Origin of the sequence: Micromonospora sp. CA-248260 (assembly GCF_050942205.1) — a bacterium.
Classification (GTDB): Bacteria; Actinomycetota; Actinomycetes; order Mycobacteriales; family Micromonosporaceae; genus Micromonospora; species Micromonospora antibiotica.
The window spans coordinates 1,750,957-1,771,316 of record NZ_CP192021.1 but is presented as its reverse complement, the minus strand read 5'-3'; the positions used below and the strand labels follow the sequence as shown (position 1 = coordinate 1,771,316).

The 20,360-nt window shown below is 73.1% G+C and carries 23 protein-coding genes; 10 read left to right on the top strand and 13 right to left on the bottom strand.

The features are described 5' to 3' along the window. Window positions 1-9: 9 nt before the first annotated feature. Together ACQP2H_RS08150 and ACQP2H_RS08145 are read right to left on the bottom strand one after the other, a co-directional pair. Window positions 10-1,362 (bottom strand): class I SAM-dependent RNA methyltransferase, encoded by a 1,353-nt coding sequence (locus ACQP2H_RS08150; protein WP_433231893.1) that lies wholly within the window; start codon window positions 1,360-1,362, stop codon window positions 10-12. A gap of 137 nt (window positions 1,363-1,499) precedes the next feature. After that, on the bottom strand, window positions 1,500-3,572 hold the full coding sequence (locus ACQP2H_RS08145; protein WP_357537755.1) for an APC family permease: 2,073 nt from the start codon (window positions 3,570-3,572) through the stop codon (window positions 1,500-1,502). A 160-nt stretch (window positions 3,573-3,732) separates the two neighbouring features. Between ACQP2H_RS08145 and ACQP2H_RS08140 the strand changes: the two genes are divergently transcribed. Continuing rightward, on the top strand, window positions 3,733-4,398 hold the full coding sequence (locus ACQP2H_RS08140) for a potassium channel family protein (protein ID WP_208569532.1): 666 nt from the start codon (window positions 3,733-3,735) through the stop codon (window positions 4,396-4,398). A gap of 3 nt (window positions 4,399-4,401) precedes the next feature. Next, window positions 4,402-5,091: a potassium channel family protein gene (locus ACQP2H_RS08135; RefSeq protein WP_208569533.1), complete on the top strand. Its 690-nt coding sequence runs from the start codon at window positions 4,402-4,404 to the stop codon at window positions 5,089-5,091. Window positions 5,092-5,101: 10 nt separating this feature from the next. On the opposite strand, the gene ACQP2H_RS08130 is transcribed toward ACQP2H_RS08135, so the two are convergent. From ACQP2H_RS08130 to dut, 4 genes are all read right to left on the bottom strand, one after another. Next, the gene (locus tag ACQP2H_RS08130) at window positions 5,102-5,785 is read right to left on the bottom strand and encodes a DUF3159 domain-containing protein (protein WP_219468678.1); all 684 of its coding nucleotides are present in this window, start codon (window positions 5,783-5,785) and stop codon (window positions 5,102-5,104) included. After that, window positions 5,782-6,162, bottom strand: coding sequence for an OB-fold nucleic acid binding domain-containing protein (locus ACQP2H_RS08125; protein ID WP_208569535.1), 381 nt, complete (start codon window positions 6,160-6,162; stop codon window positions 5,782-5,784). Before ACQP2H_RS08125 ends, ACQP2H_RS08130 begins: the two co-directional genes overlap by 4 nt. Window positions 6,163-6,448: 286 nt before the next feature. Then, window positions 6,449-7,084, bottom strand: a complete 636-nt coding sequence (locus ACQP2H_RS08120; RefSeq protein ID WP_208569536.1) for a DUF3710 domain-containing protein — start codon at window positions 7,082-7,084, stop codon at window positions 6,449-6,451. A 25-nt stretch (window positions 7,085-7,109) separates the two neighbouring features. Further along, window positions 7,110-7,682 (bottom strand): dUTP diphosphatase, encoded by a 573-nt coding sequence (gene dut, locus ACQP2H_RS08115; protein ID WP_255599141.1) that lies wholly within the window; start codon window positions 7,680-7,682, stop codon window positions 7,110-7,112. Between the two features lie 48 nt (window positions 7,683-7,730). Here dut and ACQP2H_RS08110 point away from each other — a divergent pair, with 48 nt between their 5' ends. Then, window positions 7,731-8,225: a DUF3093 domain-containing protein gene (locus ACQP2H_RS08110; protein WP_357537824.1), complete on the top strand. Its 495-nt coding sequence runs from the start codon at window positions 7,731-7,733 to the stop codon at window positions 8,223-8,225. 151 nt (window positions 8,226-8,376) lie between these two features. On the opposite strand, the gene ACQP2H_RS08105 is transcribed toward ACQP2H_RS08110, so the two are convergent. Beyond that, window positions 8,377-9,246, bottom strand: a complete 870-nt coding sequence (locus ACQP2H_RS08105) for a hypothetical protein (RefSeq protein WP_357537758.1) — start codon at window positions 9,244-9,246, stop codon at window positions 8,377-8,379. Window positions 9,247-9,377: 131 nt separating this feature from the next. Next, on the bottom strand, window positions 9,378-9,674 hold the full coding sequence (locus ACQP2H_RS08100) for a DUF4193 domain-containing protein (protein ID WP_067315205.1): 297 nt from the start codon (window positions 9,672-9,674) through the stop codon (window positions 9,378-9,380). A 436-nt stretch (window positions 9,675-10,110) separates the two neighbouring features. On the opposite strand from ACQP2H_RS08100, the gene ACQP2H_RS08095 reads away from it, so the two are divergent. Then, window positions 10,111-10,626, top strand: coding sequence for a LytR C-terminal domain-containing protein (locus ACQP2H_RS08095; protein WP_208569585.1), 516 nt, complete (start codon window positions 10,111-10,113; stop codon window positions 10,624-10,626). A 142-nt stretch (window positions 10,627-10,768) separates the two neighbouring features. On the opposite strand, the gene ACQP2H_RS08090 is transcribed toward ACQP2H_RS08095, so the two are convergent. Continuing rightward, complete coding sequence (locus ACQP2H_RS08090) at window positions 10,769-11,590, bottom strand: inositol monophosphatase family protein (protein WP_357537760.1); 822 nt, start codon at window positions 11,588-11,590, stop codon at window positions 10,769-10,771. Between the two features lie 464 nt (window positions 11,591-12,054). Here ACQP2H_RS08090 and ACQP2H_RS08085 point away from each other — a divergent pair, with 464 nt between their 5' ends. Then, window positions 12,055-13,656, top strand: coding sequence for an RNA polymerase sigma factor (locus ACQP2H_RS08085; protein WP_219468671.1), 1,602 nt, complete (start codon window positions 12,055-12,057; stop codon window positions 13,654-13,656). A gap of 248 nt (window positions 13,657-13,904) precedes the next feature. Further along, entirely contained in the window at window positions 13,905-14,138 is a 234-nt protein-coding gene (locus ACQP2H_RS08080) for a DUF7455 domain-containing protein (protein WP_088646450.1), read from the top strand. A gap of 299 nt (window positions 14,139-14,437) precedes the next feature. Here ACQP2H_RS08080 and ACQP2H_RS08075 read toward each other — a convergent pair whose 3' ends face one another. The 3 genes from ACQP2H_RS08075 to ACQP2H_RS08065 all read right to left on the bottom strand — a co-directional run bounded on the left by ACQP2H_RS08075 (window position 14,438) and on the right by ACQP2H_RS08065 (window position 17,286). Beyond that, window positions 14,438-16,171, bottom strand: coding sequence for a DEAD/DEAH box helicase (locus ACQP2H_RS08075; RefSeq protein WP_433231885.1), 1,734 nt, complete (start codon window positions 16,169-16,171; stop codon window positions 14,438-14,440). A gap of 197 nt (window positions 16,172-16,368) precedes the next feature. Beyond that, window positions 16,369-17,019, bottom strand: coding sequence for a trimeric intracellular cation channel family protein (locus tag ACQP2H_RS08070; RefSeq protein ID WP_208569541.1), 651 nt, complete (start codon window positions 17,017-17,019; stop codon window positions 16,369-16,371). A 42-nt stretch (window positions 17,020-17,061) separates the two neighbouring features. Then, window positions 17,062-17,286, bottom strand: a complete 225-nt coding sequence (locus tag ACQP2H_RS08065; protein ID WP_176739083.1) for a DUF3039 domain-containing protein — start codon at window positions 17,284-17,286, stop codon at window positions 17,062-17,064. 84 nt (window positions 17,287-17,370) lie between these two features. On the opposite strand from ACQP2H_RS08065, the gene ACQP2H_RS08060 reads away from it, so the two are divergent. Next, a complete protein-coding gene (locus tag ACQP2H_RS08060; protein WP_219468661.1) occupies window positions 17,371-18,297 on the top strand; it encodes a pseudouridine-5'-phosphate glycosidase in 927 nt (308 codons plus the stop codon). Beyond that, window positions 18,294-19,202, top strand: a complete 909-nt coding sequence (locus ACQP2H_RS08055; protein ID WP_208569543.1) for a carbohydrate kinase family protein — start codon at window positions 18,294-18,296, stop codon at window positions 19,200-19,202. The genes ACQP2H_RS08060 and ACQP2H_RS08055 overlap by 4 nt, the downstream gene beginning before the upstream one ends. 61 nt (window positions 19,203-19,263) lie before the next feature. Here ACQP2H_RS08055 and ACQP2H_RS08050 read toward each other — a convergent pair whose 3' ends face one another. Next, window positions 19,264-19,623: a DUF3099 domain-containing protein gene (locus ACQP2H_RS08050; RefSeq protein ID WP_204923972.1), complete on the bottom strand. Its 360-nt coding sequence runs from the start codon at window positions 19,621-19,623 to the stop codon at window positions 19,264-19,266. 102 nt (window positions 19,624-19,725) lie between these two features. Between ACQP2H_RS08050 and ACQP2H_RS08045 the strand changes: the two genes are divergently transcribed. Further along, complete coding sequence (locus ACQP2H_RS08045; protein ID WP_308291061.1) at window positions 19,726-20,013, top strand: hypothetical protein; 288 nt, start codon at window positions 19,726-19,728, stop codon at window positions 20,011-20,013. Between the two features lie 13 nt (window positions 20,014-20,026). Next, window positions 20,027-20,335, top strand: coding sequence for a hypothetical protein (locus ACQP2H_RS08040; RefSeq protein ID WP_208569545.1), 309 nt, complete (start codon window positions 20,027-20,029; stop codon window positions 20,333-20,335). Window positions 20,336-20,360 lie beyond the last annotated feature (25 nt).

Below are 20,360 nucleotides of genomic sequence, written 5' to 3'. Positions count from 1 at the left end.
CGGGCCAGGTTAGTCAGCGGGCGGCGGCAGGAACAGGCCGACCAGTTCGACGTGCTGGGTCATCGGGAACAGGTCGTAGCCGCGCAGGGCGGCGAGCCGCCAGCCGGCCCGGGTGAAGGTGCGCACGTCCCGGGCGAAGGCGGCCGGGTCGCAGGCCACGTAGGCGATCGCCCGGGGGTCGGCGGCGATCATGTCCCGGACCACCGCCGCACCCGCACCGGTACGCGGCGGATCGAGCACCACCAGGTCGACCGGGCCGGTGATCCGGCGGCGGGCCAACGCGGTCTCCACCCGGGCGGCGACCACCTCGACCCGGGACAGGTCGGCCAGGTTGCGCCGGGCGGCGGCGACCCCCTCGGCGGCGGACTCGACCACGGTGACCCGGGCGTCCGGGCCGACCCGGGCGGCGAGCGCGCCGGCGAACAGGCCCGCCCCGCCGTACAGGTCCCAGACGGACTCGCCGGGCTGCGGGGCGAGCAGGTCGAGGACCGCGTCGACCAGGGTGTCGGCGGCGGCCGGGTGCACCTGCCAGAACCCGCCGGCCGGCAGCGTCCAGTTCCGACCGGCGGCGACCTCCCGTACCGTCGCCGGCCCGTCGACCTCCAGTACCGTCGCCGGTCCGTCGACCTCGGCCGCCGGCCCATCCGGGACGTCGACGGTCGTAGCCGGCGGGCCGGGCAGGTCGACCAGGGTGGGCACCCCGTCGGTCAGGGCGGTGACCACGACGTCGCCGCCGGTCGAGGCGACGACCTCCACCGACTCGGCCGTCGGCCAGGGCCGACCGAGCAGCGGCAGTTCCTGGATCGCCGGGTGGGCGATCAGGCAGCGGTCGATCGGCACCACCTCGTGCGAGCGGTGCTTGAGCAGCCCGGCCCGGCCGGCGGCGTCGACCGCGTAGCGGACCCGGGAGCGCCAGCCCAGTTGCCCACCGGGCAGCGGCTCCACGGTGACCCGCAGCCCGTCGATCTCGGCGTCGGTGAGCCCGCCCAGCCGGGTGAGCTGCTCACGGACCACTGCCGCCTTCCAGCCGAGCTGGGCGGCCGGGGCCACGTGTTGCAGGTCGCAACCACCACAACCGCCCGGCCGGGCGTACGGGCAGGGCGGGGTGACCCGCTCCGGTGCCGCCGCGACGATCTCGACGGCGTCGGCCCGGGCGAAGCCCCGGTGCAGCTCGGTCACCTCGGCGATCACCCGCTCACCGGGCAACGCGTGCCGGACGAAGACCACCTGGCCGTCGACCCGGGCCACGCAGTGCCCACCGGGGGCGACCGCGTCGACTGTCAACTCGACCCGCTCGGCCTCCTCCAGCCCGGGCCGCCGCTCCGCCCCGGACCCACCGGCCCCGACCGCCGACCGTCCCACCTCGGACCCGGCCCCCTCGGACCGTCCCGCCTCGGACCCGGCTGCCTCGGACCGTCCCGCCTCGGACCCGGCTGCCTCGGATCCGGCCGGGCCGGAACGGGCGGTGGTCGCGGAACGGGTGGGGCGGGATCGGGCGGTCACGGGCGGTCTCCGGTCGACGGGTCGGGCTCGCCCGACGGGACGGCGGTCACCGGCGGGGCGGGCGGCGGCAGGGTGCTGCGCGGCGCGACCCGGGGACCCCGGGCGGGGGTACGGCTCAACGTCTCGTCCAGCCGGTCGAGGTTCTTGGTCGCGGTGGACGCCAACTGCCAGGGCACACTGGTCACCATCACGCCCGGCTCGAAGAGCAGCCGGCCCTTGAGCCGCAGCGCGCTCTGGTTGTGCAGCAGGTTCTCCCACCAGTGGCCCACGACGTACTCGGGGATGAAGACGGTGACCACGTCGCGGGGCGACTCCCGGCGGGTGTTCGCCACGAAGTTCAGGATCGGCCTGGTGATCTCCCGGTACGGCGAGTCGACCACGGTCAGCGGCACCGGCACTTCCCGCCGCTCCCACTCCTGCTGGAGCTGCCGGGTGTCCTTCTCGTCCACGTTGACGGTGACCGCGGTCAGCGTGTCCGGCCGGGTGGCGCGGGCGTACGCGATGGCCCGCAGGGTCGGCTGGTGCAGCTTGCTGACCAGCACGATGGCGTGGTTGCGGGCGGGCAGCACCCCGCGCACCTCGGTCGGCTCCAGCTCGGCGGCGATCCGGTCGTAGTGCCGGCGGATGGCCAGCATCAGCACGTAGATCACCGCCATCGCGGCGATGGCGATCCACGCGCCGAGCAGGAACTTGGTGATCAGCACGATGACCAGGACGGTGCCGGTCATCGCCATGCCGAACGCGTTGATCGCCCGGGAGCGGAACATCCGGCGGCGGGCCTGCGGGTCACGCTCGGTGCGCAGGTGCCGGTTCCAGTGCCGGATCATGCCGGCCTGGGAGAGCGTGAACGAGACGAAGACGCCGACGATGTAGAGCTGGATCAGCCGGGTCACCTCGGCCTGGAAACCGACGATCAGCACGATCGCGAAGACGGCGAGGAAGACGATGCCGTTGGAGAACGCCAGCCGGTCGCCCCGGGTGTGCAGTTGCCGGGGCAGGTAGCGGTCCTGGGCGAGGATCGAACCGAGCACCGGGAAGCCGTTGAACGCGGTGTTCGCGGCCAGGAACAGGATCAGCGCGGTCATCCCGGCGACCACGTAGAGCAGCACCGACCCGCCGCCGAAGACGGTCTCGCCGAGCTGGGTGGTGACGGTCTTCTGCACGTACCCGTCGGGGCCGGAGAGGATCTGCGTGTTCGGGTCCTCGACGAACTGCAGGCCGGTCAGCCGGGCCAGCCAGATGATGCCGACCAGCATGGACACCGAGATCGTGCCGAGCAGCAGCAGGGTGGTGGCCGCGTTGCGGCTCTTCGGGGCCTTGAACGCCGGCACCCCGTTGGAGATCGCCTCGACCCCGGTCAGCGCGGCGCAGCCGGAGGAGAAGGTCCGCAGCAGCAGGAAGATCAGCGCGAAGCCGGTCACGCTGTGCTCGGCCTGGATCTCCAGCCCGGCGCTGGGGGCGCGCAGGTCGTCGCCGAGGATGAAGTACCGGACCAGCCCGGTGAGGATCATGCCGCCGATGACGATCACGAAGCCGTACGTCGGGATGGCGAACGCGGTGCCGGACTCACGCAGCCCGCGCAGGTTCATCGCGGTCAACAGCACCACCGCGGTCACCGCGATCAGCACCTTGTGGGTGGCCACGAAGGGCACCACCGAACCGAGGTTGGCCACCCCGGAGGAGACCGACACGGCGACGGTCAGCACGTAGTCGACAAGCAGCGCGCTGCCCACCGCCAGCCCGGCCCGGGGACCCAGGTTGACCGTGGCCACCTCGTAGTCGCCGCCGCCGGAGGGGTAGGCGTGCACGTTCTGCCGGTAGCTGGCCACCACGGTCAGCATGACCACGACCACCGCGAGGGCGATCCACGGGGAGAACAGGAACGCCGACGCCCCGGCGATGGAGAGGGTCAGCAGGATCTCGTCGGGGGCGTACGCGACGCTGGACAGCGCGTCGGAGGCGAAGACCGGCAGGGCGATGCGCTTGGGCAGGAGTGTGTGCTGGAGCCGGTCGGACCGGAACGGTCGACCGACGAGGAGTCGCTTCAGCAGCGAGGTGGGACTGGCCACAAGCGCTAAGGGTACGACCACCGGATGGTGGTCGCCGGGGGGTGCCTGATCCCGCTCCCACGCCCCGGCGCGGTACGGTTCGGTCCCCCGTCGGCGGGGTGGACGTGGCAGGCTCGCAGACGACAGTCGCCGGACGCAGGCGCACCTTGGGAGGGACACCGTGCACGTCGTGATCATGGGCTGTGGGCGGGTCGGCTCGACGCTGGCCCAGAGCCTGGAGTCCCGGGGGCACTCGGTGGCGGTGATCGACCACGACGCCGACGCGTTCCGCCGCCTCGGCCCCGACTTCGCCGGGATCACCGTCACCGGTGCCGGCTTCGACGGCGAGGTGCTGCGTCAGGCCGGCATCGAGCGGGCGGACGCCTTCGCCGCCGTCTCCAGCGGCGACAACTCCAACATCATCTCGGCCCGGCTGGCCCGCGAGACGTTCGGCGTCTCCCGGGTCGCGGCCCGGATCTACGACCAGCGCCGGGCCCAGGTCTACGAGCGGCTCGGCATCCCCACCGTCGCCACCGTCCGCTGGACGGCCGACCGGATGCTGCGCCACCTGGTCCCCGAGGGCAACGTGGAGATCTTCCGGGACCCGACCAGCACCGTGTCGATCATCGAGGTGCCGGTGCACAAGGACTGGATCGGTCGACCGCTGAGCCAACTGGAGCAGACGGCGGGGACCAGGGTGGCGTACCTGACCCGGTTCGGCATCGGCATGCTGCCCACCGCCTCCAGCGTCGTACAGGAGGGTGACCAGCTCTACGTGCTGGTCACCGACGACATCGCCGCCTCGGTCACCGCGGTGGCCGCGACGCCGCCCGAAGGAGGGCACTGAGCCATGCGGATCGCCATCGCGGGCGCCGGCAACGTGGGCCGGTCGATCGCCCAGGAGCTGATCGACAACGGCCACCAGGTGATGCTGATCGAACGGCAGCCGCGGATGCTGCGCCCGGACCGGGTGCCCACCGCCGACTGGGTGCTGGCTGACGCCTGCGAGCTGGCCAGCCTGGAGGAGGCGAACGTCGCGGGCTGCGACGTGGTGGTCGCCGCCACCGGTGACGACAAGGTCAACCTGGTGGTGTCCCTGCTGGCCAAGACCGAGTTCGCGGTGCCCCGGGTGGTGGCCCGGGTCAACCGGGCCGAGAACGAGTGGTTGTTCACCGAGCAGTGGGGCGTCGACGTGGCGGTCAGCAAGCCCCGGGTGATGGCCGCGCTGGTCGAGGAGGCGGTCACCGTCGGCGACCTGGTCCGGTTGATGACGTTCCGGCAGGGCGAGGCGAACCTGGTGGAGATCACCCTGCCGCCGACCGCGCCCTACGTCGGCCAGCCGATCCACGCCGTGCCGCTCCCCCGGGACGCCGCGCTGGTGGCGATCCTGCGCGGCAAGCGGGTGCTGGTGCCCAGCCCCGACGACCCGATCGAGGCCGGCGACGAGCTGATCTTCGTGTGCACCGCCCAGGTGGAGGACGACGTGCGCGGGGTGATCCTCGGCCCGGACAGCGTGGAACGGACCCGGGGCGCGACCTGAGCGCTGCCAGTCAGCCGCCCGGCAGCGGCGTCGGGGCGTTCTCCCGGGTCACCCGGCGCACCGTCCAGACCGTGATCAGCAGCAGCAGCGCGTACGGCGGGTAGCCCAGGGCGAGCCGGGCCACCCCCAGCGCGGTGTCCTGGTGGGCCAGGTAGAGCCCGGCCTGCACCCCGACCTTGGCCAGCCACACCACTCCCCAGAGCACGGTGAGCTGGGTGAAGGTGCGCACCAGCCGGGGGTCGTCGCGCCACTCGGAGCGCCCCTTGGCGACCAGCACCGACCAGATCCACCCCACCAGGGGTTGCCGGATCACCGCGGAGAGCAGCAGGGCGATGCCGTAGCCGATGCCGTAGAGGATGCCCGGGAGGTAGAAGTCCCGTTCGTCCCCGGTACGCCAGGCGATGGCCGCCCCGATGCCCACGCCGAAGAGCCCGTTGACGGCGTGCCGGACCGGACGGCGTTGGACCAGCCGGACCACCGCGATCAGCAGCGCCACCCCGACCGAGGCGATCACCGCCGGCCGCAGCTCCCCGACCACGTTGGCCAGCACGAAGACCACCACCGGGATGCTGGACTCGACCAGCCCGCGCCAGCCGCCCAACTGGTCGGCCATCTGCTCGGCGAGGCTGGGCAGCCGTTCGTCGTCCGTCGGGGTGGTCTGCGGCTCGGTGGCCGGGGGCTGTCCTGTCGTCACTTCGGCGACTCCAGCTCGTAGTACGGGTTGTAGATGACCTTGCGGTCGTCCCGGACGGCCACCCGGCCCCGGGCGGTGAGGTGCCGGCCCGGCTCGATGCCGGCGATGTGCCGCCGACCCAGCCAGACCAGGGTGACCACGTCACTGCCGTCGTAGAGGTCCGCCTCCAGGGTGGGCAGGTTGGTACGCGGCGTGTAGACCACCGTGCGGAGCCGCCCGGCGACCGAGACCACCTGCCCCCGCATGCACTGCCGGGCCAGCACGCCACCGGATTCGGCGCTCTCCCGGCGCAGCTCCTGCGCCTCGATCTCGGCCTCGCTGGCGGTGAACCGGCGCAGGATGTCCCGCAGTGACTTCCTGCTCTCGTCGGTCGACATGACCTCCGCGTCACCCTCTCCAGGTGGACCGGTCGGCACCGGCGCTGCCCCGACCCCGGGCGGGACCGTGCCGCCAGCGTACGCCGATCGGGCCCCGACGGCGTCGGTGCGGTGTGCCGGTCCCGGCCCGAAGCCCGGGGCCCACCCGACCGACGACCACCCGACCGAGGCCCACCCGACCGACCGACGACCACCCAGTCGACGACGGCCCGGTCCGACGCCGGACAGCGGTCCGGGCCGGGTGCGGCCACCCTCGGGTGACGGCCTCCGGCCCGGACGGGGTCGCTCAGCTCTCGCTCGGGGCCTCGGCGGCCTGGTCGGCCATCTCCCGGGGCAACCGAAGCGGCAGCGGCTCACGGACCGGCTTCGCCTCCTGCCCCCGGTCCACCACCAGGCCGTCCAGGCAGGTGGCGAGCGGGCCGGCCGCGGCCGGGTCGGTGGCGACCGCGCCCTGGTAGACACCCCGGACCATCCAGCGCGGCCCGTCGATGCCGACGAAACGCAGGTCGGTCGGCCCGTCCGGGGTACGCACCCGGGCGTGCAACTCGACGCCGTACTCGCCCCGGGTCTCCTGGACGGTGGCGCCGTCGCCGACCAGCGACTGCCGGATCTCCTCGCGCACCTCGTCCCAGATGCCCTCGGAGCGGGGCGCGGCGAAGACACCGAGCTGGAGGGCGTTGTCGCCGTTCACCAGCACGACCTGCTGGACGACGCCCTGCGGGTCGGCCTGCACCCGCACCTCGACTCCGGGCACCGCCGGGATGTGCAGGCTGCCCAGGTCGAGCCGCTGCACGTCGTCCGGTGCCTCGGCGAGGTCGTACGGGCCACGGGCCGGGCCCGCCGCCTCGTACGAGTCGAGGACGTCGGCCCGCTGGTCACGGGCGTGCCGCCCACCGTCGGCCCGCTTTCGGGAGAAGATCACTGCGCCCACCCTCCGCTGTTCGCACTCACCCTGCCACCTCTTCCGTCCGTTCGCCCGCCCGGTCGGCACCCTCGGGCCCGGCCGGGCCACCGGGCGGGGGCACGAGCCCGGCATGGCCGCCGGTCGACCCGTGCCCGCCGGTCCCCCGTCGGGACCCGGGCAGCACCGCCACCGGCTGGAAATCGGCCCGCTCCACCCGCTGGACAACGAGTTGCGCGATGCGATCGCCACGGGAGATCTTCGCCGGTGCGTCCCGATCGTGGTTGATCAGGTTGACCAGGATCTCACCCCGGTAGCCGGCGTCGACCGTACCGGGCGCGTTGAGCACCGTCACGCCGAGCCTGGCGGCCAGCCCGGAGCGCGGGTGGACCAGGCCGACGTAGCCCTCCGGCAGGGCCAGCGCCACACCGGTGGGGACCAGGGCCCGGCCACCCGGGGGCAGCTCGACGTCCGCGGCGGCCACTAGGTCGGCGCCGGCGTCACCGGGATGGGCGTACGCGGGCAGCGGCAGCTCCGGGTCGAGCTGCCGTACGGGCACGGGTACGACGTGGGTCACGTTCTGCCTCTTCCGTCGGCGTTCACGGGGTGCCCCTGCCATCCTGCCGGGTCGACCGGCCGTCGTGTTCCGTACCCTGCGAGTGTGAGCCTGTCGCCTTCCCCGTCGTCGTCGACGCCGCGCGCCGCGGCCGCCCCGACGTACTCCGAGCGGCTCCGCCTGCCGTGGTGGTGCTGGCTGGCCGGGCTCGCCCTGGCCGGGTTCGCCGCCGCCGAGCTGTGGATGGGTGCCGGTGGGGTGCGGTCCTGGCTGCCGTTCGTGCTGCTGCTGCCGGCAGTCCTGGCCGGGCTGTGGTGGCTGGGCCGGGTCCGGGTCGCGGTCGACGGCGGTGAGCTGTGGGTCGACGACGCCCACCTGCCCGTGCGGTACGTCGCCGACGCCGTCGCGCTCGACGCCGAGGGCCGGCGCGAGGTGCTCGGGGTGGGCGCGGACCCGCTGGCCTTCGTGGTGCAGCGACCGTGGATCGGCGGCGCGGTGCAGGTGGTGCTCGACGATCCGGCCGACCCGACCCCGTTCTGGGTGGTGAGTTCCCGCCGGCCGACCGAGCTGGCCGCCGCCCTGCTGGCCGCCCGCGACGCGGCCTGAACGCCGCCGCCGGCCCCGCCACTGCGCCGCTCCCGGCAGACCTTCCCGCCCGTGGTCAGGGTCGACCGCTCCTTCGCGGGCAGGACCGACCGGCTCACCCGGGGCAGGGCAGTTCGGAGCGGGTGCAGCGGGCAGGTCAAGGCAGGTCAGGTCAAGGCAGGGCGGGGAGCCCGCCGGGGGGCAGCTCCCGGCGCTGCTTGCGCAGGTCCCGCCGGAGCTGGTCGGCCAGCGAGCGGGTGGCCCGACGGTTGAGGTAGCTGGCGACGGCGGCCCCGGTGAGGAACGGGCCCAGCGTGGTCAGGTTGCGGCCGAAACGCTTGAGCAGGGTGTCCCGTAGTTCCTTGCGGGCGGCGGTACCGAGCACGGCACCCACCCCGGCGCCCGGCACCATCGGGTTGATTCCGCGCTGGCTGGCCCAGGACTGGAGCAGGGCGACGGTCCTGGGGGTCGTGCCGGTGGGCAGCGGCGCCCCGTAGATCTCGTGCAGCTCGCCGATCAGCTTCAGCTCGATCGACACCACGGCCACCGTCTCGGCGGCGAGCAGCACCGGCGCGGAGAGCAGGGTCGGCGCGACGGCCCACTCCACCGCGGCGACGCCGCCGCCGGCCGCACCCACCCCGGCGGTGGCCCGGGCGGCGTTGCGGACGAGCCGGTCGGCGAGCGCCTCGTCGTCCAGACCGGGGAAGTGCAGCCGCAGGGTGGCCAGGTCCCGGACCGGGACGTGCGGCGCGACGTCGGCGACCGTGTCGGCCATCCAACGCAGCGCCGACCGCGGCTTGAACAGATCGCCCAGCCCTCGACCACGGGCCTGCCCGACCAGTCGGGTGAGCAGTTGCCGGCGGCGGGCGGGCGCGATGTCGTCGGCGGTCAGCGCCGCCACCGTCGCGCCCAACTCGTCGCCGGGCCGGGCAGCCGGGTCAGCCCCGGCGGTCCGGTCCTCGGGTACGGCGGCGGGCGGCCCGGCGTCGGACAGCGACCCGTCCGGGTCGGACTCGCCATGCCGCTCGCCGTGCTCGTTCATCTGCCTGCCCTCCCGAGGTCCCACCGGTTCCGGTGGACGCCGGTACGAGTCAAGCAGCAACCCGCCGTGTGCGCACGGCGGCTCGGGCAGCGGCGGCCCCGCGAGGAGGCCGCCGCCGGTGGGGTGGGTACTCAGACGCACTCACGGCAGATCAGGTCGCCGTTGCGCTCGACTGCCAACTGGCTGCGGTGATGCACCAGGAAGCAGCGCCCACATCGGAACTCGTCCTGCTGCATCGGGAGGACCTTCACGGTCAGCTCCTCGTCGGCCAGGTCGGCGCCGGGCAGCTCAAAGCTCTCGGCCACCTCGGCCTCGTCGACGTCCACGGCACCCGACTGTGAGTCGACCCGCCGGGCCTTGAGCTCTTCCAGGCTGTCCTCGCCGAGGTCGACCTCGTCGCGACGCGGGGCGTCGTAGTCGGTGGCCATCGGTTTCACTCTCCCATATCGATGTTGTCGCTTCCGGTTGTAACGCCGGGCGACGCTGTTTCGGTTCCCACTGGCCGGCCACCAATGTGTGTCGGTCGCCCCACCCGACGGCCTCTGGATCGAGGTCTCCGGGGCAAGCACCGACGAGCGCGGTACCTTACCCCCTCCCAGGCGAGGCATGTATACCGCCCTCGCGGCAGAGATGTACGCCCCCCGGACCCAAGATGTTCCCAATGTGACTCAGGCGACACGAAGATAGGGGTAGTAGTACCCCGTTCCCGGTTGGCGCGCCGGCATGTCGGACTGTTTCCACGCGACTGCCGGACAACCGTTAACCTCAGCGGCGTACTCGACGGCCGACGACACCGCCCGCCGACGACGTCCGCCGCCACCACCACCTCACTGTCCGGGGAGCGCCCAGATGAGTTTTGCGCGAGTGCGAGCACTCGTTGTCGTCGGACTGCTGGCGGCCGTCGCCCTGGTCTTCGTCGTCGTCGCCGTGGTCCGCGACACCCAGGGCAGCGGGGCCAACGCCAGGGGATGCCCCGAGGGCTGGCCGTTGGCCGACCTGTCCCTGCGCACCTACCAGGATGTCAAGATCAATATCCTGAACGGCACCGGGGAGCCGGGCCTGGCCAGCAGCGTGGGCGACGACTTCCGGAACCGGAAGTTCCAGGTCAAGAAGGAGGGCAACGCCGCGCACTTCGACGGCGTCGCGCTGCTGCGCTTCGGCCCCAAGGGCGTCGGCTCCGCGCACCTGCTGCGCGCCTTCTTCCTCGACAACGCCGAACGCGACTACGACGCGAAGCGCCAGGACGACACGGTCGACGTGGTGCTGGGCGACGGCTTCCAGCAGCTGGCCACCACCACCGAGGTCAACCAGTCCCTCGGCGACCTGGGCGCGCCGACCGCGCCGGAGGGCTCCTGCCCGATGCCGGTCGAGAACAAGTAACCGACCACCGGTCAGCGACAGGTGACCACCCGGCGGTCGGGGCCGACCGGCCGACCGGCGGTCGGGGACAAGTAACCGACCACCGGTCGAGAACGAGTAACCGACCGGGGTCGGGGACGACCGACCGCCGGGCCGGCGGGGGTCAGGGGCCGCCGGAGGCGTCCAGGGCGGCCAACCGGGTGTGCAGGGGCGCGAACAGCGCCGGTGGGGCCGCGATGACGAGGTCGGGGCCGGCGGGCCGGCCGTTCAGCCCGGTCACCCGCAGCCCGGCCTCTGCGGCGACCAGTCCCCCGGCGGCCAGGTCCCAGGCGGCCAGCCCCTTCTCGAAGTAGGCGTCCACCCGCCCCTCGGCGGCCAGGCAGAGATCCAGTGCCGCCGCCCCCATCCGCCGGATGTCCCGGACCTCCCCGATCAGCGCGGCGACCACCCGGGCCTGGTGCCGGCGGCGACCGGCGTCGTAGCCGAACCCGGTGGCGACCAGTGCCTGTCCCAGGTCGGTTTCGGTGGAGCAACGCAGCCGGGTGCCGTCCCGCCAGGCGCCGCCCCCCGCGGTGGCGGTCCACTCCTCGCCGGTCGACACGTTGCGGACCACCCCGGCGACGACCTCGCCGTCCACCTCGGCGGCGAGCGACACCGCGCAGTACGGCAACCCGTAGAGGTAGTTCACCGTGCCGTCGATCGGGTCGACGATCCAGCGCACCCCACCCGCCCCGACCGCACCGGCCTGCACCCCGCCGTACTCCTCGCCGAGCACCGCGTCGTCCGGCCGGGCCGCGCGCAGGGCGTCGCGGACCTGCCGCTCCACCGCCCGGTCGGCGGCGGTGACCACGTCGGTGACGGTGCTCTTGGTGGCCGCGACCGAGACCCCCTCGACCCGCATCCGGGCGGCGGTCGTGGCGGCGTCCCGGGCCACCGGGATCGCGATCTCGAGCAGATCCTGCGGTGTCGGTGTCGAACCGGTCATCGAAACTGCCCCTCTCGCGCCGCCCTGCGGCACCGGACGTACCAACCGGGCCCCCACGGCCGGGGACCCACCGGCCGCCGCGCCTGCCGTCCGGTGCGACACGCGCGCCCCACCGCGCATCGTCGATCTCCTCCGGACAGCATAGGCAGCCCGCGTCACGCCCGGACCCCGCCGGTGTGGCAGCAGGTCCGGGCCCCGATCGACGGCCCGTCCGACCTGGTCCGAGCGGGTGGCCACAAAGTCGACATCCGGGCCGAACCGGCGGTACAGACGGCCGGTTGCCGTGCGCCGCAGGATGATCGCGGCAACCGGGGTTACAATTCACCCTGCCCACGCGCCACGGACCGCAGCCGCACAGCCGGCCCGGGACACGGGGGTCACTCAACGACATCGCACGGCACGGCACGCCACGCTGCGCCGGACGACCCCGGCCGTGCTCGCTCTTCGCCTCCGGAAGGTCATTCGTGACAGAACCCCGCCAGCCCGGCGCCGACGTTCGCTCGCTCACCGACACCCTGATCGCCCACGCCCAGAGCGCCGGTGGTCAGCTGACGTCGGCCCAGCTCGCGCGCACCGTCGAGTCCGCCGAGGTGACCCCGGCCCAGGCCAAGAAGATCCTGCGGGCGCTCTCCGAGGCGGGCGTGACCGTGGTGGTCGACGGCTCCGCCAGCACCCGCCCCCGTCGGGTGGCCGCCGCCCGGTCGGCCACCCCGGCCTCGCGCGCCACCACCGCCAAGACCACCAAGAAGGCCGTCGCACCGGCTCCGAAGCAGGCGCCCGCCGCCGACGAGGCCACCGCGCCCACCCCGCGCAAGGTGGCCCCCCGCAAGGCGGCCACCACGGCGGGGGTGGCCGCCAAGGCCGCCGCGCCGGCCGCCAAGGCGACCAAGTCCACCCGGGCCACCAAGGCCACGGTGGCCGCCGCCGGTGCCGGCAAGGTCGCCACCAAGGGCGAGGGCGCCGAGGGCGAGATCGATCCCGAGCAGTTGGCCGCCGAGATCGAGGACGTGGTGGTCGAGGAGCCGGCCGAGCTGACCCGGGCCGCCGAGACCGATGCCGCCGCCTCCGCCACCGACAACGACTTCGAGTGGGACGACGAGGAGTCCGAGGCGCTCAAGCAGGCGCGGCGGGACGCGGAACTCACCGCCTCCGCCGACTCCGTCCGGGCGTACCTCAAGCAGATCGGCAAGGTTCCGCTGCTCAACGCCGAGCAGGAGGTCGAGCTGGCCAAGCGGATCGAGGCCGGGCTCTACGCCGCCGAGCGGCTGCGCGCCGCCGACGACGGCGAGGAGAAGCTCACCCGCGACATGCAGCGCGACCTGCTGTGGATCTCCCGGGACGGCGAGCGCGCCAAGAACCACCTGCTGGAGGCGAACCTCCGGCTGGTCGTCTCGCTGGCCAAGCGCTACACCGGGCGGGGGATGGCCTTCCTCGACCTGATCCAGGAGGGCAACCTCGGCCTGATCCGCGCGGTCGAGAAGTTCGACTACACCAAGGGCTACAAGTTCTCCACGTACGCCACCTGGTGGATCCGGCAGGCGATCACCCGGGCGATGGCCGACCAGGCCCGCACCATCCGCATCCCGGTGCACATGGTCGAGGTGATCAACAAGCTCGGCCGGATCCAACGCGAGCTGCTCCAGGACCTGGGTCGCGAGCCCACCCCGGAGGAGCTCGCCAAGGAGATGGACATCACACCCGAGAAGGTCCTCGAGATCCAGCAGTACGCTCGGGAGCCCATCTCGCTCGACCAGACCATCGGTGACGAGGGCGACAGCCAGCTCGGTGACTTCATCGAGGACTCGGAGGCCGTGGTCGCCGTCGACGCCGTCTCGTTCTCGCTGTTGCAGGACCAGCTCCAGCAGGTCCTGCAGACGCTTTCCGAGCGCGAGGCGGGGGTGGTACGGCTGCGCTTCGGCCTGACCGACGGCCAGCCGCGTACCCTCGACGAGATCGGCCAGGTCTACGGGGTGACCCGGGAACGGATCCGGCAGATCGAGTCCAAGACGATGTCCAAGCTCCGGCACCCGTCGCGCTCCCAGGTGCTCCGGGACTACCTGGACTGAGCCGTTCACGTCAACCCGTCGTGTCGGATTGATCACCAGGCGTAGAACATGCGAAGGTGACCGGTCCAACACGCGTTTGTGATCGTTGACGTGGCACCCTGGTAGCACGGCACACTGTCCTTCCCGTCAGGTGTGACCTCGGTCCCCCGCGGGCACACTGGGAAGGCGGGGCCCGGTAAGGGTGTTGCACGATGAGTGAGCAACGACCGAAGAGAGTGTTCATCGGTGACGACCAGAGGAGGAAGGCGATGACCCCGACCCTCACGCCGCCGCCCGAAACGGTGGCTCCCCCAGCCGCCGATGAACGGTGCGACCGCTGCAATGCTGCCGGCAAGCTCCGTATCACTCTGGCGGGTGGGAGCGAGTTGGTGTTCTGTGGGCACCACGCGAACAAGTACGCCGAGGATCTCGTGAAGATCACGGTGAAGTTCGCGACGGACCCGGAGTTCAGCTGGCGAGGCGCCGATCTGATGGCGAACTGACCCGGCAACCCCTACGACGACATAGCTGGGCGGGGGCACCCTGAGGGTGCCCCCGCCCAGCTTTTCGCTACCCACCCCACCCCACCCCACCCCCTCCCACCCCCGCCCGCTCCCCGTCCCGGCCGCCGCCCCCGGTGATCAAGAGGTTTCGGTCACCGAAGCGCCCGTTTCTGACCCAAACCTCTTGATCACCGGGGAGACCACGGGACGGGACCGCCGGGGAGACCACGGGACGAGGGAGCGGGACGGGACCGCCGGGGAGGACCCGGGGAGACCCGGGGACGGCGGCAGCGGGGCGGTCAGAGGGTTTGGAGGGTGGCTATGCGTTCTTCGAGTTGTTCGATGGTGGCCTGGGCGCTGGGGGGGCCGCCGCAGAGTCGGCGGAGTTCCGCGTGGATCTTGCCGTGGGGCAGGCCGGTGCGGTGGTGCCGGGCGGCCACCAGGGCGTTCAGTTGACGCCGTAACGCCACGCGGCGCTGGGCGGCACTCAGGGGTACCACGGGGGCGGCGGGGGGCGCAGCGGCCGGCTCAGCGGCCCGGGTGGCTGCCCGGCGGCGCTGCGCGGCGAGCTGGTCGGCCTGGCGTTTGGTCAGCAGCTGCGACACCTGGGCGGCGGTGAGCAGGCCGGGCAGCCCCAGATATTCCTCCTCCTCGGGGGTGCCGGCCTGGGCGGCGGTACCGAAGGACGCCCCGTCGAAGATCACCTGGTCCAGTTCGGCGGTCGCGGACAGCGCGGTGAACCGCTTTTCCAGCTCGCCGCTGGCCTGGTCGTCGCGCTGGGCGCGCTCCAGCAGCTCGTCGTCGAAGCCCTCCCGGTCCTTGGGATTGCCGAGCACGTGGTCCCGCTCGGCCTCCATCTCGCTGGCCAGGCCCAGCAGGTGCGGCACGCTCGGCACGAACACCGAGGCCGTCTCACCGGAGCGACGGGCCCGGACGAACCGGCCGATGGCCTGGGCGAAGTAGAGCGGGGTGCTGGCGCTGGTGGCGTACACCCCGACGGCCAGCCGGGGGATGTCGACGCCCTCGGAGACCATCCGGACCGCCACCAGCCACCGTTGGGTGGACGCCGCGAACGACGCGATCCGCGCGGACGCCCCCTGGTCGTCGGAGAGGACCACGGTGGCCTTCTCCCCGGTCACCTGCTCGATCAGCTTGGCGTACGAACGGGCGGTCTGCTGGTCGCTGGCGATGATCAGGCCACCGGCGTCGGCCATCCCGGCGTTACGCAGCACGGTCAGCCGGGCGTCGGCCGCCCGCAGCACCTGCGGCATCCAGTCCCCGGCCGGGTCGAGGGCGGTCCGCCAGGCCTGGGCGATCAGGTCCTGGGTCATCGGCTCACCGAGCCGCGCCGCCAACTCGTCCCCGGCGTTGGTACGCCACCGGGTCTCCCCCGAGTACGCCAGGAACAGCACCGGGCGTACGACGCCGTCGCGCAGCGCGTCGGCGTAGCCGTAGACCGAGTCGGCGCGGGACCGCAGCAGCCCGTCACCGCCGCGCTCGTAGCTGACGAACGGGATCGGGTTGTCGTCGGAGCGGAACGGCGTGCCGGTGAGCATCAGCCGGCGTACGGCGGGTTCGAAGGCGTTCTTGACCCCGTCGCCCCAGGAGCGGGAGTCCCCGGCGTGGTGGATCTCGTCGAGGATGACCAGGGTGCGGCGGGTCATGGTGCGCCGCCGGTGCACCTGCGGGGCCATCCCGACCTGGGCGTAGGTGACGACCGCGCCGTGGAAGTCGGCGGCGGAGTGCAGGTCGGCGTTGCGGAACGCGGAGTCGAGCTGGATGCCGACCCGGGCGGCGGCCTGCGCCCACTGGGTCTTGAGGTGCTCGGTCGGGGCGACCACGGTGACCGCCTCGACGGTGCCGTCGACCAGCAGCTCGGCGGCGATCCGCAGGGCGAAGGTGGTCTTGCCGGCGCCGGGGGTGGCGACCGCGGTGAAGTCGTCGGTACGACGGCGCAGGTATTCCACCATCGCCTTGCGCTGCCAGGCACGCAGGGGTGGGAACGTCTCCAACGCCGGCAACCGGGGTGCCACCCGAGGCTCCTCTCCGACCGCACGAAGCGGATCCGGGCCGAGGGCCACGGTTCCGCCGCCCATGAAAACGCCTCCGCGCAGGGCCTGCCGCGAAGGCCGGCCCAGCATAACCAGCCGCGCCCGGCAACCCCAGCCGACACCACGCCCGCCGCCCCGACCAGCGCCGTCGCGAGATGTGGGGCACGGGGCGAGGTGGATCAGAAGCCGGGGTGGCCGGGCCCGGTCTGCGGGGGGCGCATCGTGGCAACCGGGGCCGACCACCGCCGCCGCAGCGCCACCAGGCGCAGGACGAAGACCAGCAGTGCCGCCGCGGTCAGCCCGCCCACCCCGGCGTACCCGAGCGCCGCCAGCAGCACCACCATGATCGATCCGGCGAGCGCGGCGACGGCGTAGATCTCCCGGCGCAGCACCACCGGGATCTCGGCGGTGAGCAGGTCCCGGCCCAGCCCTCCGCCGATCGCGGTGAGCATGCCGATCACCACCGCGCCGACCGCCGGGACCCGGGCGTCGAGCGCCTTGAGTGTGCCGGTGACGGTGAACAGGCCCAGACCGGCGGCGTCGAGCACCAGCACGCTGGTGCGCAGCCGGGCGAACTGCGGGTGCAGCCAGAACACGGCGGTGGCGCTGACCGCGGCGGTGGCGGCGTAGCGCCAGTCGGCGAAGGCCAGCGGCGGGACCTCGTCGATGACCAGGTCACGGAAGATCCCACCGCCCAGCGCGGCGACGAACCCGACGAAGACGACGCCGAACAGGTCGAGCCGCTTGGCCACCGCCGCGGAGGCGCCGGAGGCGGCGAAGACGGCCACCCCGGTCAGGTCGGCCAGGAGCAGCGCGGTGGAGGTGGTCACACCGCCGAAGGGTACGGGTGCGGCCCGCCGGACCGCCCCGGATCACTCACGGTACGAGTCGTAGATCTCCTTGCACTTGGGGCAGACCGGCGAGCCGGGCTTGGCGGCCTTGGTCACCGGGAACGTCTCGCCGCAGAGCGCCACCACGTAGGTGCCCATCACGGCACTCTCGGCGATCTTCTCCTTGCGCACGTAATGGAACATCTCGGGACCGGTGTCGGCGTCCTTCAACTCGGGACGCTCAAGAACCTCTGTACTCACAGTCACACCTCCAACTGCACAAGTTTGGCAGGTCGACCGGGTCCGGTCCACCGCAGCCCACCCCGTCGGCGGCCAGTTACGGTAGCTGACGTGACCACCTTTCACCTCCGACCCGGAACCGAGGTCGCCGAAGCCCTGCGTGACGGCCGTCCCGTCGTCGCCCTGGAGAGCACCATCGTCTCGCACGGTCTGCCCCGACCGGACAACCTGCGGGTCGCCCGGGAGATCGAGCAGACCGTCCGCGCCGCCGGCGCCGTGCCCGCCACCATCGGAATGGTCGGCGGCGAACTCGTCGTCGGCCTCGACGACGCCCAACTGACCCGCCTCGCCACCGTCGACGGTGTGGCCAAGCTCTCCGTCCGCGACCTCGCCGTGGCCGCGGCCACCGGCGCGGACGGCGCCACCACCGTGGCCGCCACCAGCGCGGTGGCCGCCGCCGCGGGGATCGGGGTCTTCGCCACCGGCGGCCTGGGCGGGGTGCACCGGGAGGCCGCGCAGACCTTCGACGAGTCGGCCGACCTGGTCACCCTGGCCCGTACCCCGATCGCGGTGGTCTGCGCCGGGGTCAAGTCGATCCTCGACGTCGGGGCCACCCTGGAGCGGTTGGAGACCCTCGGCGTCGGGGTGGTCGGCTACCGCACCCGGCGTTTCCCCGGCTTCTACCTGACCGACTCCGGGTTCGACCTGGACTGGTCGGTGGACTCCCCCGAGCAGGTCGCCGCGGTGCTCGCCGCCCGGGAGCAGCACGGGGTGCACGGTGGCGGCCTGATCGTGGCCAACCCGCTCCCGGTCGACGAGCAGCTCGACCCGGCGCTGCACGACCGCACCCTCACCGAGGGGCTGGCACGGCTGGGCCGCGACGGCGTCACCGGCAAGGCGGTCACCCCGTTCCTGCTGGCCCACTTCCACTCGGCCACCGAGGGCGCCAGCCTGGCGGTCAACGTCCGGATCATCCTGCGCAACGCCGACCTGGCGGCGCGGATCGCGGTCGCGGCGGCCGGACACCCCGCCGCATGACCGCTCCCGGTCGGATCGTGGTGGTCGGCGACCTGATCACCGACGTGGTCGCCGTGCTGGCCGGAGCACTGGCCACCGGCTCGGACACCCCGGCGACCATCAAGGTCACCGGGGGTGGTCAGGCGGCCAACACCGCCGCCTGGATCGCCGCCCAGCACGCACCGGTGACGCTTGTCGGCGCGGTCGGCGACGACGGCGCCGGTCGGGACCGGGTGGCCGAGCTGGAACGGGCCGGGGTGGACTGCGCGGTCGAGGTGCATCCGCAGGCCACCACCGGGACGGTGATCGTGCTGGCCACCGCCGACGAGCGGACCATGGTCACCGAGCGGGGGGCGAACCTGCGGCTGAGCCCCGAGCACGTCGACCGGGCCCTGGCGGCGGTGCCCGACGCGACCCACCTGCACCTGTCCGCGTACTGCCTGCTGGATGCCGGGTCGCGACCGGCCGGGCTGCGCGCGTTGGCCGCCGCCCGCGAGCGTGGGCTGACCACCAGCGTCGACGCCGCCTCCGCCGCGCCGCTGCGGCGGATCGGCGCGGCGGCTTTCCTGTCCTGGGTACGCGACGTCGACCTGCTGTTGGTCAACGCGGACGAGGCGGGGGTGCTGGCCGGCGGGCTGGATCCGGCGGCCCAGGCGCGCGCGTTGTCGGCGGCGGCCCGTCGGGTGGTGGTCAAACGCGGCGGCGCGGGGGCGATCTGGGTGGACCGGCGGGCCACCGTCGGGGTGACCCCGTCGCTGCGGGTCGCCGTGGTGGACGTCACCGGGGCCGGGGACGCCTTCGCGGCCGGCCTGCTCACCGCCTGGATCACCGGCGCGACCCCGAGGGCCGCGTTGACCCGGGCCGCCGACCTGGGTGCCCTGGCGGTCTCGATGGTGGGTGCCCGGCCGGAGGCGACCGGCGGGTGACACCGGGCCGGAGGCGACCGGCGGGTGACAGTGCCGGCTACGCCCGCACCGGCTGGCCCCGTCAGGGTTCGGCGTCGATGATCCGGTGCGGCCGTTCCTCGGCGGTGAGGCTCATCGGCGGGGTCTCGTCGCGGTGGCGGGGCTGGAACCTGGTGGCGAGGCGGTGTTGCTCCTTGGGCGGCCGGTCGTTGGCGAGCAGCACCGCCAGCCAGGGGATGAGGATCATGCCCAGCGCCACCAGGGGCAGCCAGAGCCAGAGCAGCGGGGCCTTGGTGCCGACCAGGACCGCTCCGGCGATCACGCAGGCCACCCGGATGCCCATCATCAGCACGTACCGCTTCTGCCGGCTGGTGAGTTGGTCGTCCTGGCTGCGCGAGGCGTCGGTGATCAGAATCGGCTGGTACGCCTGACGCTTCACCATGGACCTCCTGAGGGGATTGCCCCCATCCTGTCACCGCACCACCTTGATCAGCGAAAATCGACGCATACCGGGATCGTGTTACGTGCGTGGTACGCTCCGGCGGTGGGCAGCCGGTTCAGCTTCACCGACGAGGCGTTGGCCAACCTGCGGGTCTACGACGTCACCCCCGGGGAAGTCTGGGAGGCGCTGCACAGCACCCGCCGGGTGATCCGGCATCTCGGTGAGGACCTGACGGTCGTCTACGCGGCGGGCGCTCGCGGCCGACGGCTGGCCATCCTGCTCGCCGAGGCCGACGGCACCGACCACGACTGGGACGTCCTCTCCGCCCGTGACCTGAGCGACGTCGAGGCCAAGCGCTACGACGAGGCCGTGCGGAGAACGCGCCGATGAGGAGGCGACGGCGATGAACCGTAACGAGGCCATCAAGCGATTCCACGGCGACGACGCGTTCGCCGACCTGATCGACGACAGCCCGCCGGTCGAGCTGCCCACCCCCGACACGGACGTGCCGATGGTCAGCCGCTCGGTACGCCTGCCGACGGACACCTACGAGCGGGTCCGGGCGGCGGCCGAGGCCCGGGGCATCGGGGTCACCACGCTGATGCGGCAGTGGATCGAGGCCGGCCTGGCCGACCTGGACGACTCGGCCACCGTCTCGCTGGCCGACGTACGCCGGGCGCTCGCCTCGCTGTCCCGCCCCACCGCCGCCTGACCTGCGGCGGACGCCCCCGCCCCAC

Bases quoted from the DNA above. Each gene is read 5' to 3' on its own strand.
- dut (WP_255599141.1), bottom strand. From the start codon at position 7,682: ATGGCAGGGGCACCCCGTGAACGCCGACGGAAGAGGCAGAACGTGACC.
- ACQP2H_RS08100 (WP_067315205.1), bottom strand. From the start codon at position 9,674: ATGGCCACCGACTACGACGCCCCGCGTCGCGACGAGGTCGACCTCGGC.
- ACQP2H_RS08105 (WP_357537758.1), bottom strand. From the start codon at position 9,246: ATGAACGAGCACGGCGAGCGGCATGGCGAGTCCGACCCGGACGGGTCG.
- ACQP2H_RS08055 (WP_208569543.1), top strand. From the start codon at position 18,294: ATGACCGCTCCCGGTCGGATCGTGGTGGTCGGCGACCTGATCACCGAC.
- ACQP2H_RS08135 (WP_208569533.1), top strand. From the start codon at position 4,402: ATGCGGATCGCCATCGCGGGCGCCGGCAACGTGGGCCGGTCGATCGCC.
- ACQP2H_RS08080 (WP_088646450.1), top strand. From the start codon at position 13,905: ATGACCCCGACCCTCACGCCGCCGCCCGAAACGGTGGCTCCCCCAGCC.
- ACQP2H_RS08125 (WP_208569535.1), bottom strand. From the start codon at position 6,162: ATGTCGACCGACGAGAGCAGGAAGTCACTGCGGGACATCCTGCGCCGG.
- ACQP2H_RS08050 (WP_204923972.1), bottom strand. From the start codon at position 19,623: ATGGTGAAGCGTCAGGCGTACCAGCCGATTCTGATCACCGACGCCTCG.
- ACQP2H_RS08040 (WP_208569545.1), top strand. From the start codon at position 20,027: ATGAACCGTAACGAGGCCATCAAGCGATTCCACGGCGACGACGCGTTC.
- ACQP2H_RS08090 (WP_357537760.1), bottom strand. From the start codon at position 11,590: ATGACCGGTTCGACACCGACACCGCAGGATCTGCTCGAGATCGCGATC.